The following is a 14,821-nucleotide window of genomic DNA, read 5'->3' as shown; positions in this document are numbered from 1 at the left end:
GGTACGTGAGTACCGGAAGCGCAGGAAGCCGCCATTCGCAGGCCGGCATCACCTGAATATCAACATACCCTACCGCACCACCCTCACCACCGTCCTATCCGACAGCAGCGGCAGCAGCCGCGCCATCGTACGCGCTGTTACCGCGACGCAGCCTTGCGTCGGCGTGAAGTCCGGACGCGCGAGGTGGAAGAAGATAGCGCTGCCGCGCCCGCGGCGGCGCGGTACAATGTTCCAATCGAGCACCAGGCAGGCATCGTAAAGATGGTCGCCGCGCAGCATCCGCTCATGGCTGGCGCCATAGGGGATTTTCACCGGCCGGTTGTAGTTGCGATCCTCGGGCACCTCGCACCAGCCAAGATCCCCGTCGATCGGCGCCATCGCCAGACGGGTTCTGCGCCCCCCTGGGAAATGATCTCCGCGAAAATATCCTGACAGAATCCGCATCGCCGCGAGCGGCGTCGCGCCGTCGCCCTCCCGCTTGTCGGCCGAGATGCCGCCATGGCCAAGCGCGCATGGAAACACCAGACTGCCGGCCTGCAGGAACCCCTGTGTGGGGTGGCCGGGCCGCGCCCGCACGGTGAGCAAACGCAGTCCTTTTCGCAAAATTGCGCCGGCTGCATTGCGATCGTGTTTTTTCTTGTATGATCGTGCCACGGAACAAATCACTGTGATCGGCTATTGTGTCGGCCAGCTTCCGCATAAATACGCAGCGGTCAACTGAATTTACTTTTCAAAACAACGGATTGATCCATGACTTCACGCACCATTCTGATCGTCGACGACGATGACGACCTGCGCGGCACCCTCGTCGAGCAATTATCCCTCTACGAGGAGTTCGATGTCCTGCAGGAATCGAGCGCGGCAAAAGGCGTCGCCGCGGCACGCGGCGGCCTCATTGATCTGCTCATCATGGATGTCGGGCTGCCCGACATGGATGGCCGCGAGGCGGTAAAGATCCTGCGCAAGGGCGGCTACAAGGCGCCCATCATCATGCTGACCGGCCACGACACCGATTCGGACACCATCCTTGGCCTTGAAGCCGGCGCCAACGACTATGTCACGAAGCCGTTCCGCTTCGCCGTGCTGCTGGCCCGCATCCGCGCCCAGCTTCGCCAGCACGAGCAGAGCGAGGACGCCACCTTCTCGGTTGGCCCCTATACGTTCAAGCCAAGCCAGAAGCTGCTGCTCGACGCACGTGGCGGCAAGGTCAGGCTGACGGAAAAGGAGGCCTCGATCATCAAGTATCTCTACCGCGCCGACCAGAAGGTGGTGACGCGCGACGTGCTGCTCGAGGAAGTATGGGGCTACAATTCCGGCGTCACCACGCACACGCTGGAAACCCATGTCTACCGGCTGCGCCAGAAGATCGAACGCGATCCTTCCAATGCGGAAATTCTTGTGACAGAAAGCGGCGGCTACAAGCTGGTTCCTTAAACATTTCATTATCCAATAAGCGGCTGGGCGGGCGCTTTTCGGGTACGGTCCTGATGCTGGGGGCAGTTTGGATCGAACTCGTAGAGGAGGAGTCGGACTGTCGGTTCGGGGACATAGTTAGATGGCGCTGGATGACGATATCCGCATCCTGTCCGCCGTGGGGCTCTTCCAGGGTTTCACGCAGGAACAGCTGCGCCTGCTCGCCTTCGGCGCCGAGACCACCCTGCTGCAGGCCGATCGCAAGCTCTACCGTGAGGACGACGAGGCTGATTCGGCCTATGTCGTGGTCAGCGGACGAATCGCGCTCTACCGCGAGCAGAATGGCGAGCGCATCCCGATAGGCACGGCCGGCCCCGGCGCCATGCTGAGTGAACTGGCATTGATCGCCGACACCAAGCGGCTGACAAGCGCCTCCGCCGCGATCGATTCGGAAGTGATACGGCTGAGCAGGAAGATGTTCCGCCGCATCCTGGAGGAATACCCCGAGATTGCAGCCCATCTGCACCAGCGCATCTCCGAGGATTTCCAGGCGATGATCCGCCGCATCGAGGAACTGGCGCCGCGCTTCGCGGGCTAGAGCAAAATCCGAGCGGATAGAATCGATAGGGGTTTCGTTGGGATTGGAAATCTGATTCAGCATATCTGCTGGATTCGGAGGCCGGCATGGCATGGCGAAATCCTTATCGGAAGATTTGCGGGCTCGGGTGGTCGCAGCGGTTGATGGCGGCCTGTCGCGACGGGCGGCAGCGGCGCGATTTGGCGTGGCGGCGGCAAGCTCGGTGCGTTGGGTCCGGGAATGGCGCGAGACCGGAGCCACCTGCGCAAAGCCGCAGGGCGGCGACAGGCGGTCCCACCGCGTTGAAGCGTATCGCGACATCATCCTGGCGGCGATCGAGAGGCGGGTGGACATCACGCTGGTCGAACTCGCCGAGTTGCTGCGACAGGAGCATGGCGCGTCGTTTGCGACGAGCACGATCTGGCGGTTTCTCGATCGTCACTCCATGACCTTCAAAAAAAACGGCGCACGCCAGCGAGCAGGAGCGGCCAGACGTGGCGGCGCGACGAAACGCCTGGTTCGACGCCCAGCCCGATCTTGATCCCGAGCATCTGGTCTTCATCGACGAGACCGGAGCCTCGACAAAGATGGCTCGACTGCGGGGGCGCACGAAGCGCGGGATGCGGTGCCGATCGCCAATCCCGCATGGCCATTGGAAGACGACGACGTTCACCGGCGCCCTGCGCCTCACTGGCATGACCGCGCCAATGGTCCTGGACGGCCCGATGACTGGCGAATGGTTTGTCGCCTATGTCGAGCAGGTTCTCGTGCCGACGCTGCGGCCCGACGATGTCGTGATCCTCGACAACCTGCCGGCGCACAAAAGCGCAGCCGCCCGTGTGGCGATCGAAGCAACCGGCGCAAGGATGATGTTCCTCCCGCCCTATTCCCCCGACTTCAACCCGATCGAGAACGCCTTTTCCAAGCTGAAATCGATTCTACGCAAAGCCGCCGCACGAACCGTCGCGGAATTGTGGGATACCATCAGCGCCGCACTGCCTTGCTTCACACCAACCGAGTGCGCCAACTACTTCGCCGCAACAGGATATGAGCCGGAATGATCAGATTCTGCTCTAGGCGGCGCGCACATGGACTTCCGGCTCGTTCGCGCCACCGAAAATGACCTGCCCTTCATCATGGCTACCGAACGGCGCGAAGGTTATGACGCTCTTGTCGGGCGTTGGGGCGAATCGCGTCATCGCGAAGCCTTTGTCGACGGCAGCCATGCCTACTTTATCGGTGTCGACGGCTCAGTACCCACCGGCTTTGCCATCCTTCGCCAATGGGCTTCGACCGAGCGTGTGACACTGGTCAAGCGAATCACTGTCATCGCGCCGGGACAGGGCTTTGGCAGATTGCTCCTGGCAGCCGTGGTTGATCGGGTTTTCGTCGAGACAGACGCCCATCGGCTCTGGATTGGCCTGTTCCCGGACAATCATCGTGCGCGGCGTGCCTACGAGGCTGTCGGATTCACGGCCGAGGGCATTGCGCGAGGCAGTGCCTTTTTCAAAGGCGTTCACCGCGACGAGCTGGTCATGTCGCAGCTGCGGCCCGAATGGGAACAGCGCCGATCCCAAACATGATACTTAATCCAAGTCGAACCGCGCGATCACCGGCACATGGTCCGACGGACGATCCCAGCCGCGTGCCAGGCGCAGGATTTCGTAGCCGGCAAAGCTTGGCACCAGGTTTGGCGACGACCAGACATGGTCGAGCCGCCGGCCGCGGTCGGACGTTTCCCAGTCCTGCGCGCGATAACTCCACCATGTGTAGAGCTTCTGCTCCAGCGGCACGTTGAGCCGCATCAGGTCGACCCAGTTTCCGGCCAGGCGCATTGCCTCGAAGTTTTCGGTCTCGACCGGCGTGTGGCTAACCACCTTGAGCAGTTGCTTGTGCGACCAGACATCGTGCTCCAACGGCGCGATGTTGAGGTCGCCGACCAGGATCGAGGCCGACACCTCGTCGTGCTCGGCGCGGATGGCATTCATCTCGGCGACGAAATCGAGCTTGTGCCTGAACTTCTTGTTGATGACCGGGTCCGGCTCGTCGCCGCCCGCCGGAACGTAGAAATTGTGCACCAGGATCGTCTTGCCGCCGGCCCGCACGGTCACCGACAGATGCCGGCTGTCCTCGATCTCGCAGAAGCGCCGCTTTTCGACGATCTCGATCGGCCGGCGCGCCACTGTCGCCACGCCGTGATAGCCCTTCTGGCCGTGGAAGGCGATGTGCTCGTAGCCGAGCTTGCGGAAAGCCTTCTCGGAAAACAGCTCGTCGGGAACTTTCGTCTCCTGCAGGCAGAGCACGTCCGGTGCCTGCTCGAGGAGCAGTCGCTCGACGATGGGCATCCGCAGGCGAACGGAGTTGATGTTCCAGGTGGCGATGGAAAAAGGCATGGCGGGATCCAGGGCGACGCAGGCCGTCAAATTGAACGATTTGACGGATCGTGACGCTTTGAAAAGGTCAGGGCGCGAACCTGCCAGTCGCAAGCCTCAAAAACAAGCTGCGCCGCGCCCTGTCGGGCACGACGCGCGGCTTTCCACAACTATCGCGGCAAGTGTCCGGGACAACGCCGTGAGGCGGCGAGCGTCAGCGCGAATTGGTGTTGAGCTCGCGGTTGGCGGTGTAGTCGATGGCAAAGGTGTCGGCGGCGAAACTCACGCCTTCCTTGACGTTGAAGATCATCACCGTCGTGTCCTTGCCCTGCGCGTCGGTGATGGTCCACTGGCGCAGTTCATAGGATTTCGGATCGAACATCATGGTGATCCTCGAATTGCCGAAGACATTTTTATCCGCAAGCTGGATGGTGGTCAGGTCGTTCTCTTCCTTGACGCTTTTGACGCGGTCGCCGGAGAGGTCGATCCTGTCGTCGAGCAGCAGCTTCAGCGGCGTCTTCGAGAGGGGATAAAGGTCGGATGTGTTCAGCTTCTTGTTGAGGATGACCACCGACTTGCCGTCGGAAATGACCCTGAAATTCGAGGCGCCGTCATAGTTGAAGCGGATCTTGCCCGGCCGTTCCAGGAAGAACTTGCCGCCGGTCTGCTCACCCTTGGGGCCGAACTGGACGAACTCGCCGCTCATCGTTTTAACCGAGGAGAAATGGTCGGCGATCTTCTGCGCCGCCGTGGGCACCGCGGCTTGCGCCGACGCCAGCAACTGGAACCCGGGCACGACATTGATGGCGGCCGCACCGGCAACCATCAGGCCGAGGCCAAGGAGCTTGCGGCGGGTCGGGGCAAAATCGCCGAGGGCGGGAAGGTCGTTTTTCATGCCGGTCACTTTCGTCTGGTTCGTATCGTGCGTCGGTGCATGAGCCCCCAGTTGGGCTGAAGTTTGGCGGCCGCGCCACACCTTTGTCCTAGCAACGCGCGGGATGGCCCAAAGGTTTCCCCCCAAAGGTTTCCCTTTGTCGTCCTTCAAGCGCGCGGCGGCCCGCGTCAGAACTTGTCCTCTTCCGTCGGCACCAGGATCTCGCGCTTCCCGGCATGGTTGGCCGGCCCCGACAATGCCTTCCTTCTCCATCTTCTCGATGATCGAGGCGGCACGGTTGTAGCCGATGCCGAGGCGGCGCTGGATATAGCTGGTCGAGGCCTTGCCGTCGCGCAGCACCACGGAAACCGCCTGATCGTAGGGATCGTCGGAATCCTCGAAATTGCCGCCGCCGCCGCCGGAGCCACCCTTGCCCGACGGCTCGTCATCATCCTCGCCGTCATCCTCGGTGATGGCGTCGAGATATTCGGGCACGCCCTGCAGCTTGAGATGGGCGACGATCTTCTCCACCTCCTCGTCGGACACGAAGGGGCCGTGCACGCGCTGGATGCGGCCGCCGCCGGCCATGTAGAGCATGTCGCCCATGCCGAGCAGCTGCTCCGCGCCCTGCTCGCCAAGGATGGTCCGGCTGTCGATCTTCGACGTCACCTGGAAGGAGATGCGGGTTGGGAAGTTTGCCTTGATGGTGCCGGTGATGACGTCGACCGACGGGCGCTGCGTGGCCATGATGACATGGATGCCGGCGGCGCGCGCCATCTGCGCCAGGCGCTGCACCGCGCCCTCGATATCCTTGCCGGCCACCATCATCAGGTCGGCCATCTCGTCGATGATGACGACGATGTAGGGCATCGGCTCGAGATCGAGATTCTCGGTCTCGTAGATCGCCTCGCCGGTCTGCCGGTCGAAGCCGGTCTGCACGGTGCGCGAGATCTTCTCGCCCTTCTTGTCGGCCTGGCTGACGCGCGCATTGAACCCGTCGATGTTGCGCACACCGACCTTCGACATCTTGCGATATCGATCTTCCATCTCGCGCACGGTCCATTTCAGCGCCACCACGGCCTTCTTCGGATCGGTGACCACCGGTGTCAAAAGATGCGGGATGCCGTCATAGACCGAGAGTTCCAGCATCTTCGGGTCGATCATGATCAGGCGGCATTCATCCGGCCTCAGCCGGTAGAGCAGCGACAGGATCATGGTGTTGATGGCGACCGACTTGCCCGAACCGGTGGTGCCGGCGACCAGCACGTGCGGCATCTTGGCGATGTCGACGATGACGGCCTCGCCATTGATGGTCTTGCCAAGCGCCAGCGCCAGCTTGGCCTTGGTCGTTTCGAAATCGCGGCTGGCCAGGATTTCCCTGAGATACACGGTCTCGCGCTTGGCGTTCGGCAGCTCGATGCCGATGGCGTTGCGGCCGGGCACCACGGCGACACGGCAGGCGATCGCGCTCATCGAGCGGGCAATGTCGTCGGAAAGACCAATGACCCGCGACGATTTGATGCCGGGCGCGGGCTCGAGTTCATAGAGTGTGACGACCGGACCGGGACGGACGGCGATGATCTCGCCCTTGACGCCGAAATCCTCCAGCACGCCTTCAAGCAGGCGGGCATTCTGCTCCAGCGCGTCCTTGGACAGGCTGGCATCGCGCACGACATTCTTCGGCTCGGACAGGAAATGCAGTGACGGCATTTCAAATGTTTCGGAACCGATGAGCGACGTCTGCGCCTCGCGCTGGACCCGCCCACCCGGGGCCGGCCGGGGTGCGGGCGCCTCTACGCGCGTGGCGGCATCGGAGCGGAACTGCTGGACCTTTGCGGTCGGCTCGGCGCGGCGTTGGCTGGGTTCAGGCGCGAAATCGTCGTCCTCGGCGTCGAAGACATCGGCGTCGTCGGGGTCAATCGAGGCGCTGCGATCATTGACCATGGCGGCGAAGAATTCCGGCTCGACGCGGGCGCGGCCATCCGCGCTCATCCGCGCTTCGGCGAATTCGGCTGATTCGACCCGTTCAGCGGCGCGGCGCCAGGCGCTGGGCCGCGCCTCCATCTCGGGCTCCAGGCCGTCCTCTTCCATGCGGCGCGCGGCACGCCGGCGCAGATAGGCACGCAGCGACAGCCACCAATGGGTGATGGCGCCAAGCGCCAGGATGCCCCCGTCGCCTTCATCCTCCTCCTCATGCTCGAAGAGCACCTCGTCCTGGCTCCGTGGATCGGCGGCTTCAGGCTCGAGGACGGCGAACCCGTTCTTGCGCGCAATCAGCGCCGCGCCATAGGCAAACAGCCATACGGTCGGTGAAGCCAGGAGCACCGCGATGATGCTGGCAATGATGCCCTTGGGATAGCCACCGATGACGAGGCCGGGGATCTTGAGCACCATATCGCCAAACACGCCGCCAAGGCCGGTCGGCAACGGCCAGGTTTTCGGCGGCACCACGCAGCCGGCGATGGCGGCGGCAAGCAAGGCAAAGCCGAACCAGCCAAGCCCGCGCTTCGGCAGCCTGTCGACACCCCGGGCCGTGAACAGCAGGGCCCCCCAGATCACCGCCGGAACCAGGGCCGCGACTGCGGCCAGGCCGAAGAACTGCATCGCGAGGTCGGAGAACACCGCGCCCGGATAACCCATGGCGTTGGTGACGATATTGGCCGTGGCGTGGGAAAAACTCGGATCGGCGACGTTCCATGTGGCGAGGCTGGCCACCCCGAAGGCAACCAGCGCGAACAGCCCAGCGCCGACCAGCCGGCCGACCTGGCGCCGCGCGAATGCCTGGATGCCGTGCCCCGTGTCGGTCAGCGCGAGCGGTGCTGAAGCCCCTGAACGCATGCTCTTCCCCGTCTGTCATTGTCTCGGCCGGGCGCATGACGCACTCCGGGAGATTCGGACGCCAGATTATCGGCGGGAAGGTTAAGGCGGCATTAACCATGGGAGCCCTCGCGCCCTCATATTCTTCGATGGCGGATCATGCATGCCGAAGCGTCGGTCACTCCTGCCGAACGGAGCGAAAATTTGCTGCCTTGCCAACACGCTCCGCAGGCCCCGAATGACAATGGCGGGCACACTGGCCCGCCATCATTCCACGTTGCCGGAAACGGTTCGGATGTTGGTCTGGTCGCGCTTATTTGCTGCCGCCGAGCATGCGCACGTTCTGGCAGAACTCGGCGTGAGGGTTGCTCATCGCCGTGTCGTTGCACTCCTTCTTCATCGCTTCCTGCTTTTCCATCGGCATGGCCATGAAGGCGGTCTTGAATTCGGCCATCGGCTTCATGGTTTTCATGCCGGAATCGGTGAAGAACGGCGACATGTTGTCGGGGTTGTCGAGAATGCCGGCAAATGCCACGCCGCTGACCATGGAAAGAGCGAGCGCTCCGAGGCAGATATTCTTGATGTTCATGATGAAGTTCCTTCCCTGTTGTTTGAACGAGCGCCGAACGACGATCGCCCTCACAATTCGGAACCGGTGCCGCCGATGTTTCACGGTGCCGCGCAATCAAATGACTTATCAAGCGAACGTGATCGTACCGCGCGTTGCCGGCACTGCGGCAAAAAAGGAGGCCCGGACAGGTCCGGGCCTCAATGCGTGAGCACCTTTCGGGAGCGTCACGACGGGATTTTTGGGCAATTCAAGGAAAGATGCAGCGGTTTTCCCGGAATTGCGTCGATGGTTATGGGACCGGCGGGAGGAGGGTTCCGCCGGTCCCTTGGCGAAAGGACCTTACGGCACCACTTCGCCATGCTGGCTGATGTCGAGACCTTCGACTTCTTCCTGCGTGGTCGGACGCAGACCGACCAGGGCCTTGACGATGTAGAGGATCACGAAGGTTGCGATCGCCGTCCACAGGATGGTGAAGACGATCCCGTAGAGCTGGGTAAAGATCGAGGCACCCTTGCCGGCCGGGTTGATCAACGGATCGGCGAGCACGCCGGTGAGCAACGCACCGACCACACCGCCGACGCCATGGACGCCGAAGGCATCGAGCGAGTCGTCATAGCCGAACATGTGCTTGACCTTGACCGCCGAGAAGTAGCAGACGACGCCGGCAACGATGCCGACGATGAAGGCGCCGGTCGGATTGACGAAGCCGGAAGCAGGCGTCACCGCGACCAGGCCGGCGACGGCGCCGGAGATGATGCCAAGCACGCTCGGCTTCTTGGCGACGATCCACTCGGCGAACATCCAGGCCAGTGCCGCGGCAGCGGTCGCCACCTGCGTGTTCAGCATCGCGGCGCCGCAAGGCCATCGGCCGCCAGTTCCGAACCGGCGTTGAAGCCGAACCAGCCGACCCACAGCAGCGAAGCGCCGATGACCGAATAGACGAGGTTGTGCGGCGCCATGTTGGTGGTGCCGTAGCCTTCACGCTTGCCGAGAACCAGCGCGCAGACGAGGCCGGCCACACCGGCGTTGATGTGGACGACCGTGCCGCCGGCGAAGTCGAGAACGCCGGCAGTGCCAAGGAAGCCGCCGCCCCACACCCAGTGGGCGATCGGCGCGTAGACGACCAGCAACCACAGCGCCATGAAGATCAGCAGCGCCGAGAACTTCATCCGTTCGGCGAAGGCGCCGGCGATGAGTGCGGGCGTGATGATGGCGAAGGTCATCTGGAACATCGAGAAGACGAATTCAGGGATGTTCGAGACCCCCGGCGCCCACAACGTCGAAACGGTGATGCCGTGGTGGAAGAATTTCGTGAAGCCGCCGAGATAGTTGTTCCAGCTGCCGCCATCGGAGAAGGCCAGCGAATAGCCGAACATGAACCACAGCACCGTGACGACGCAGGTGATGGCGAAGCTTTGCATGATTGTGGCGAGCACGTTCTTCTTGCGCACCATGCCGCCATAGAACAGCGCGAGACCCGGGATGGTCATCATCAGCACGAGAGCCGTCGATGTCAGCATCCAGGCGGTGTTGCCGCTGTCGAGCACCGGCGTGGGTGTGGCGGCGGCAGCGGCGGGAGCAGCAGCGGTCGCCGCAGGAGCCACGGTCTGCGCGAATGCGGCGACCGTGCCCAATGCCGCGAGAGCAAGCGAGCCCAGAAGGGCCGCCCGTCCCGTCGTCTTCAAGGTGGAAGGAATATTCATTGAACTCTCCATTGGAATACGTGTTCGCGGCTCAAAGCGCGTCGGTGTCTGTTTCGCCGGTGCGGATGCGCACCGCCTGATCGATGCCGAAAACGAAGATCTTGCCGTCGCCGATTTGCCCGGTCTTGGCCGCGGCGGTGATCGCCTCGACGGCTTGTCGACCAAGTCCAAACTGACGGCGACTTCGATCTTGATCTTCGGCAGGAAACTGACCGCGTACTCCGCCCCGCGATAGATTTCCGTATGCCCCTTCTGACGCCCGTAGCCTTTGACTTCGGTGACGGTCAGGCCCTGGATGCCGACGGCGGTGAGCGCTTCGCGCACCTCGTCGAGCTTGAACGGCTTGATGATTGCCATCACGATTTTCATAAGGTTTCACCCTTTGCTGTTGCGGTCCCCCGCGTTTGCACGACTTCACCGATCCCAATGAGAGCCGGAGAGTGCTCACGAGGATTCAAGCTCCGTGCCAGTTGCCGAAGCAGTGTGTTAACCTGTTGTAAACAAAAGGATTGAGCCGGCTAATGCCACCACTGGCTCACAGGCACGGCAAAGCATCAGCCTAAAAATTAGGCAGTTTTATTGAATAGCTTACTTTGTAGGCAACGTCAGAATGGGGCCAGCCCTCGTTCTGGTTAACGCCGCAGCCGGATCAACCCTTCCTGGGCCACCGAGGCGATCAGCGTGCCGTCGCGAGCATAGAGCGTGCCGCGGCTGAAACCGCGCGAGCCCGAGCTCGAGGGGCTGTCCTGGACATAGAGCAGCCAGCCGTCGAGTGGATGCTGCCTGTGGAACCACATCGAATGGTCGAGGCTCGCCGCCTGGATGTCGGGATCGAAAAGACCGCGTCCATGCGCGAAGGTCGAGGTGTCCAGCAGCGTCATGTCGGAAAGGTAGGCGAGCAGCACGGATTGCAGCGCGCGATCGTCGGGAACCGGCCCGGCAAGGCGTATCCAGACATTCTGCCGGGGCGGCAGCTTGTCGCGGCTCTCATAGTGTTCGAGGTTGACCGGCCGCAACTCCAGCGGCCGCTCCCGCGCCCAGAAGCGGCGGATTGCCGCCGGCACGTGCTCGGCCTTCTCAAGCAACTCCCTTTGCGTCTGCAGCCCTTCGGGCGGCGGCACGTCGCCAGGCAAGGTGAACTGGTGCTCAAGGCCCTTTTCGTCGACCTGGAACGATGCTTCGAGCGAGAAGATCGCCTGTCCGTGCTGGATCGCCAGCACCCGGCGCGTGGTGAACGAGCCGCCATCACGGATGCGGTCGACCTCGTAGATGATCGGCACCTTGATGTCGCCCGGCCGCATGAAGTAGCCGTGCAGCGAATGAACGTGACGGTCGGGCTCGACCGTACGCTGCGCCGCCACCAGCGCCTGCGCGATCGTCTGGCCGCCGAACACGCGCTGCCATTCGACCTGGGGGCTGCGACCACGATACAGATTGTGTTCCAGCTTCTCGAGGTCGAGAATATCGAGAAGCTCGTCCATGGCAGCCGTCATGTTTCGTAACCTCGCCGCAAGATGCTATGGCGGGTTTCCGACAGGAAGGACGAACCGTCAAGGGTGCAATACCCGCCAGGCGCGAAGGGATTGACGATGATGGAACGCAACACGGACGCAAACACCCCCGACATTCTGGTCGCCGGCGCGGGCTATGTCGGCCTTGCCGCCGCCGTGTCCCTGAAACAGGCGCGCCCCGGCCTTGGCATCGCCGTGGTCGATGCCGCCCCCGCCGGCGTCTGGCAGAAGGACGGCCGCGCCTCGGCCATCGCCGCCGCTGCCTGCCGCATGCTCGACCAGCTCGGCGTCTGGACCGAAATCACCTCGGAAGCCCAGGCGATCACGGAGATGATCGTGACCGATTCGCGCACCTTCGATCCGGTGCGTCCGGCCTTCCTGACCTTCGATGGCGAGGTCGCGCCCGGCGAGCCCTTTGCGCATATGGTGGCCAACAAAGTATTGAACGGCGCCTTGCGCCGCCGCGCGCAAGAACTCGGCATCGACATCATCGAAGGCATGGCGGTGCAAGGTTTCGAAACCAATGGCGCCGGCATCACCGTGCATCTTGCCGACGGTATAACGCTGAAGACGCGGCTGCTGGTCGCCGCCGACGGCGTCAATTCGAAGCTGCGCGACATGGCCGGCATCAAGACCGTGAAGTGGGAATACGGCCAATCCGGCATCGTCTGCACCGTCGCGCATGAGCGCCCGCACAACGGCCGCGCCGAAGAGCACTTTTTGCCTGCCGGTCCCTTCGCCACGCTGCCGCTGAAGCCGGACAAGGACGGCACCAACCGCTCGTCGATCGTCTGGGTCGAACGGACGGAAGACGCCCAAAGGCTGGTTGACGGCGACGATCTGGTCTTCGAGCACGAACTCGAACAGCGCTTTGGCTTGAAGCTGGGCGAGATCCGCGTCACCGACAAGCCGCGTGCCTGGCCGCTCGGCCTGACCCTTGCGCGTGCCTTCGTCGCACCGCGCATCGCCTTGGCCGGCGACGCCGCGCATGGCATCCATCCGATAGCCGGCCAGGGCCTCAATCTCGGCTTCAAGGATGTAGCGGCCCTTGCCGAGGTGATCGTTGAAGCCGACCGGCTCGGCCAGGATATCGGCGCGCTCGACGTGCTCGAGCGCTACCAGCAATGGCGGCGCTTCGACACCGTGCAGATGGGCGTCACCACCGATGTCCTGAACCGGTTGTTTTCCAACGACATCGCCCCGCTGCGCGCCGTCCGCGACATCGGGCTCGGCCTTGTCGAGCGCATGCCAAAGCTGAAGGCGTTCTTCATCCGCCAGGCGTCGGGACTTTCCGGCGGAACGCCGCGCCTGCTCAAAGGCGAGGCGATCTGACCGCGGCTCGACACGAGCAATTGCTGAGGAGCAGGACAACTTTTCCGCGGCGGAACCCAGCTGTTTTGTGACGGTCTTCCGTGCGACAATCACGCGGCCGGGGCTTTCTGATCACGCGAAAGGATTGCACGATGCCGCAAAAGCCAACGATCATTCTGGTTCATGGATTCTGGGGCGGTGCTGCTCATTGGGGCAAGGTCATCCCCGAGCTTGCCCGCAAGGGGCACAAGAATCTGCATGCCGTGGAGAACCCGCTGACATCGCTTGCCGATGATGCCGAGCGCACCCGCAAGATGATTGCTTCACAGACGGGCCCGGTCCTGCTGGTAGGCCACTCCTATGGCGGCGCCGTGATCACCCAGGCCGGCAATCAGGACAATGTCGTGGGATTGGTCTACATCGCCGCGTTCGCGCCGGACGCTGGCGAGAGCCCAGGGGAAATCACCGCCAAGCATCCTCCGCTGGGCGCGGCCAATCTCGCTCCCGATGGCGACGGCTATCTGTGGGTCGTTCCCGAAAAATTCCACGAAAGCTTCTGCCAAGACCTGACTGCCGAGGAGGGTCTGGTGATGGGGGTTACCCAGAAGGCCCCCTTGGCCAGCACCTTCGGCGACAAGATCACCAAGCCTGCGTGGAAGACCAAGCCGTCATGGTACCAGATCTCTAGCAATGACCGGATGATTGCTCCCGAAAACCAGCAATGGATGTCCGGACGCCTTGGCGCCAGGAAGATCACTACGCTCAAGTCCAGCCACGCCTCCCTGGCATCGATGCCGGTTGAGGTGGCCGCTCTTATCGACGAGGCAGCGGTCGCGACATCGCGTTAGGCGCGGCGAGCAAGCCCGCGATGCTTCGCGGAGCGAAGCCTCGCGGACTTTGCTCGGATTTTACCGCTCAGGACTCCGGTATGTCGTAGATCGCCCGCACCTCGATCGAGCCCATTTCGGCCAGCGGAATTCCGGCGGCGATCTTCAGTGCCTCGTCGAGGTTGTCAGCCTCGACCATGACGAAGCCAAGCAATTGCTCCTTGGTTTCGGCGAAGGGGCCATCGATGACCAGCTTCTTGCCATTGCGCCGGCGCACAAGCTTCGACGTCTTCACCGATTGCAGCGCCTGGGCGACAATCAAATGCCCACTCGCCTGCAGCGACCTGTCATAGGCCAGGGAGTCCGCGTTGAGCTTGGCCCCCGCCTCAATGGTGAGCGCATGAAGGTGCTGTTCTTCACCGTAAACCAGGCAGATGTATTGCATTGTCTATCTCCCATTCTGGATTGGATCATAGGGTGAGGCGACGGAGCTGTCAGGCTTGCCGGCATCAGCGAGGCGGCGCCGTCGAGCAATGCCACCACGGTCGCAATGATGGCGAACGCCGCGAGCAAGCGACCAAGGCCGGCCGACGGCAGGTGCGACCAGTCGATCTCTCCGGCATTTTGGCCGGGTCTTTTCCATCGGGCGGAAAACAGCATGTCCATGTGACGCTCCATCCAGCCACGCATACCGTGGCCGGCCACGCATGCCGTGGCGCCCGCAGGACGGTCGAGATGGGTGCGAGTCGACATTTTGGCACCGACATATTTTTGTCAGGGCAACATCATCGCGCCCCCGCGCGGGTGGCCTTCGTGCCGGCGCGCGCTATAGTTTCATCGGATGC

Annotated in this window: 11 protein-coding genes and 4 pseudogenes; 6 read left to right on the top strand and 9 right to left on the bottom strand. The window is 62.8% G+C overall.

Annotated elements, in window-relative coordinates:
- Positions 1-69 precede the first annotated feature (69 nt).
- A complete protein-coding gene (locus LGH82_RS20645) occupies positions 70-606 on the bottom strand; it encodes a L,D-transpeptidase family protein (RefSeq protein ID WP_227349647.1) in 537 nt (178 codons plus the stop codon).
- A gap of 144 nt (positions 607-750) precedes the next feature.
- Here LGH82_RS20645 and LGH82_RS20640 point away from each other — a divergent pair, with 144 nt between their 5' ends.
- From LGH82_RS20640 to LGH82_RS20625, 4 genes are all read left to right on the top strand, one after another.
- The gene (locus LGH82_RS20640) at positions 751-1,434 is read left to right on the top strand and encodes a response regulator transcription factor (RefSeq protein WP_227344494.1); all 684 of its coding nucleotides are present in this window, start codon (positions 751-753) and stop codon (positions 1,432-1,434) included.
- A 121-nt stretch (positions 1,435-1,555) separates the two neighbouring features.
- Positions 1,556-2,011 carry a cyclic nucleotide-binding domain-containing protein gene (locus LGH82_RS20635; RefSeq protein WP_227344493.1) on the top strand — a complete coding sequence of 152 codons (456 nt, stop codon included), beginning with the start codon at positions 1,556-1,558 and terminating at the stop codon, positions 2,009-2,011.
- A 91-nt stretch (positions 2,012-2,102) separates the two neighbouring features.
- Positions 2,103-3,051, top strand: a protein-coding gene (locus LGH82_RS20630) for an IS630 family transposase (protein WP_227343924.1) whose coding sequence is annotated in 2 segments (ribosomal slippage) — positions 2,103-2,446 and positions 2,445-3,051 — 951 coding nt in all. Because the reading frame shifts where the segments join, the coding sequence is not laid out codon by codon here.
- A gap of 27 nt (positions 3,052-3,078) precedes the next feature.
- Positions 3,079-3,573 (top strand): GNAT family N-acetyltransferase, encoded by a 495-nt coding sequence (locus tag LGH82_RS20625; protein WP_227344492.1) that lies wholly within the window; start codon positions 3,079-3,081, stop codon positions 3,571-3,573.
- Positions 3,574-3,576: 3 nt separating this feature from the next.
- Here the strand turns inward: LGH82_RS20625 and LGH82_RS20620 are convergent, their stop codons facing one another.
- From LGH82_RS20620 to tesB, 7 genes and pseudogenes are all read right to left on the bottom strand, one after another.
- Positions 3,577-4,383, bottom strand: coding sequence for an exodeoxyribonuclease III (locus tag LGH82_RS20620; RefSeq protein ID WP_227344491.1), 807 nt, complete (start codon positions 4,381-4,383; stop codon positions 3,577-3,579).
- A gap of 193 nt (positions 4,384-4,576) precedes the next feature.
- A pseudogene (locus tag LGH82_RS20615) lies at positions 4,577-5,071 on the bottom strand (outer membrane lipoprotein carrier protein LolA); the annotation flags it as partial.
- 353 nt (positions 5,072-5,424) lie between these two features.
- Positions 5,425-8,074: pseudogene (locus tag LGH82_RS20610) on the bottom strand (DNA translocase FtsK 4TM domain-containing protein).
- A 292-nt stretch (positions 8,075-8,366) separates the two neighbouring features.
- Positions 8,367-8,642, bottom strand: a complete 276-nt coding sequence (locus LGH82_RS20605; protein ID WP_227344490.1) for a hypothetical protein — start codon at positions 8,640-8,642, stop codon at positions 8,367-8,369.
- A 321-nt stretch (positions 8,643-8,963) separates the two neighbouring features.
- Positions 8,964-10,327, bottom strand: a pseudogene (locus LGH82_RS20600) (ammonium transporter).
- A 31-nt stretch (positions 10,328-10,358) separates the two neighbouring features.
- Positions 10,359-10,696, bottom strand: a pseudogene (locus LGH82_RS20595) (P-II family nitrogen regulator).
- A gap of 263 nt (positions 10,697-10,959) precedes the next feature.
- Positions 10,960-11,820, bottom strand: a complete 861-nt coding sequence (gene tesB, locus LGH82_RS20590; RefSeq protein ID WP_227344489.1) for an acyl-CoA thioesterase II — start codon at positions 11,818-11,820, stop codon at positions 10,960-10,962.
- Positions 11,821-11,919: 99 nt separating this feature from the next.
- Between tesB and LGH82_RS20585 the strand changes: the two genes are divergently transcribed.
- Together LGH82_RS20585 and LGH82_RS20580 are read left to right on the top strand one after the other, a co-directional pair.
- Positions 11,920-13,170, top strand: a complete 1,251-nt coding sequence (locus LGH82_RS20585) for a ubiquinone biosynthesis hydroxylase (RefSeq protein WP_227349645.1) — start codon at positions 11,920-11,922, stop codon at positions 13,168-13,170.
- A 131-nt stretch (positions 13,171-13,301) separates the two neighbouring features.
- Positions 13,302-13,997, top strand: a complete 696-nt coding sequence (locus tag LGH82_RS20580) for an alpha/beta hydrolase (RefSeq protein ID WP_227344488.1) — start codon at positions 13,302-13,304, stop codon at positions 13,995-13,997.
- Positions 13,998-14,064: 67 nt separating this feature from the next.
- On the opposite strand, the gene LGH82_RS20575 is transcribed toward LGH82_RS20580, so the two are convergent.
- On the bottom strand, positions 14,065-14,421 hold the full coding sequence (locus LGH82_RS20575) for a YciI family protein (protein ID WP_227344487.1): 357 nt from the start codon (positions 14,419-14,421) through the stop codon (positions 14,065-14,067).
- Positions 14,422-14,821 lie beyond the last annotated feature (400 nt).

The organism is Mesorhizobium sp. PAMC28654 (genome assembly GCF_020616515.1).
Taxonomy (GTDB): Bacteria; Pseudomonadota; Alphaproteobacteria; order Rhizobiales; family Rhizobiaceae; genus Mesorhizobium.
Note: the sequence above shows the minus strand (reverse complement) of the source record. Positions and strands in the feature narration are given on the sequence as shown.

What these genes read in the sequence shown, in the direction of transcription:
- LGH82_RS20585 (WP_227349645.1), top strand. Translation starts at nt 11,920, where the DNA reads ATGGAACGCAACACGGACGCAAACACCCCCGACATTCTGGTCGCCGGC.
- LGH82_RS20640 (WP_227344494.1), top strand. Translation starts at nt 751, where the DNA reads ATGACTTCACGCACCATTCTGATCGTCGACGACGATGACGACCTGCGC.
- LGH82_RS20580 (WP_227344488.1), top strand. Translation starts at nt 13,302, where the DNA reads ATGCCGCAAAAGCCAACGATCATTCTGGTTCATGGATTCTGGGGCGGT.
- LGH82_RS20620 (WP_227344491.1), bottom strand. Translation starts at nt 4,383, where the DNA reads ATGCCTTTTTCCATCGCCACCTGGAACATCAACTCCGTTCGCCTGCGG.
- LGH82_RS20605 (WP_227344490.1), bottom strand. Translation starts at nt 8,642, where the DNA reads ATGAACATCAAGAATATCTGCCTCGGAGCGCTCGCTCTTTCCATGGTC.
- LGH82_RS20575 (WP_227344487.1), bottom strand. Translation starts at nt 14,421, where the DNA reads ATGCAATACATCTGCCTGGTTTACGGTGAAGAACAGCACCTTCATGCG.
- LGH82_RS20625 (WP_227344492.1), top strand. Translation starts at nt 3,079, where the DNA reads ATGGACTTCCGGCTCGTTCGCGCCACCGAAAATGACCTGCCCTTCATC.
- LGH82_RS20635 (WP_227344493.1), top strand. Translation starts at nt 1,556, where the DNA reads ATGGCGCTGGATGACGATATCCGCATCCTGTCCGCCGTGGGGCTCTTC.
- tesB (WP_227344489.1), bottom strand. Translation starts at nt 11,820, where the DNA reads ATGACGGCTGCCATGGACGAGCTTCTCGATATTCTCGACCTCGAGAAG.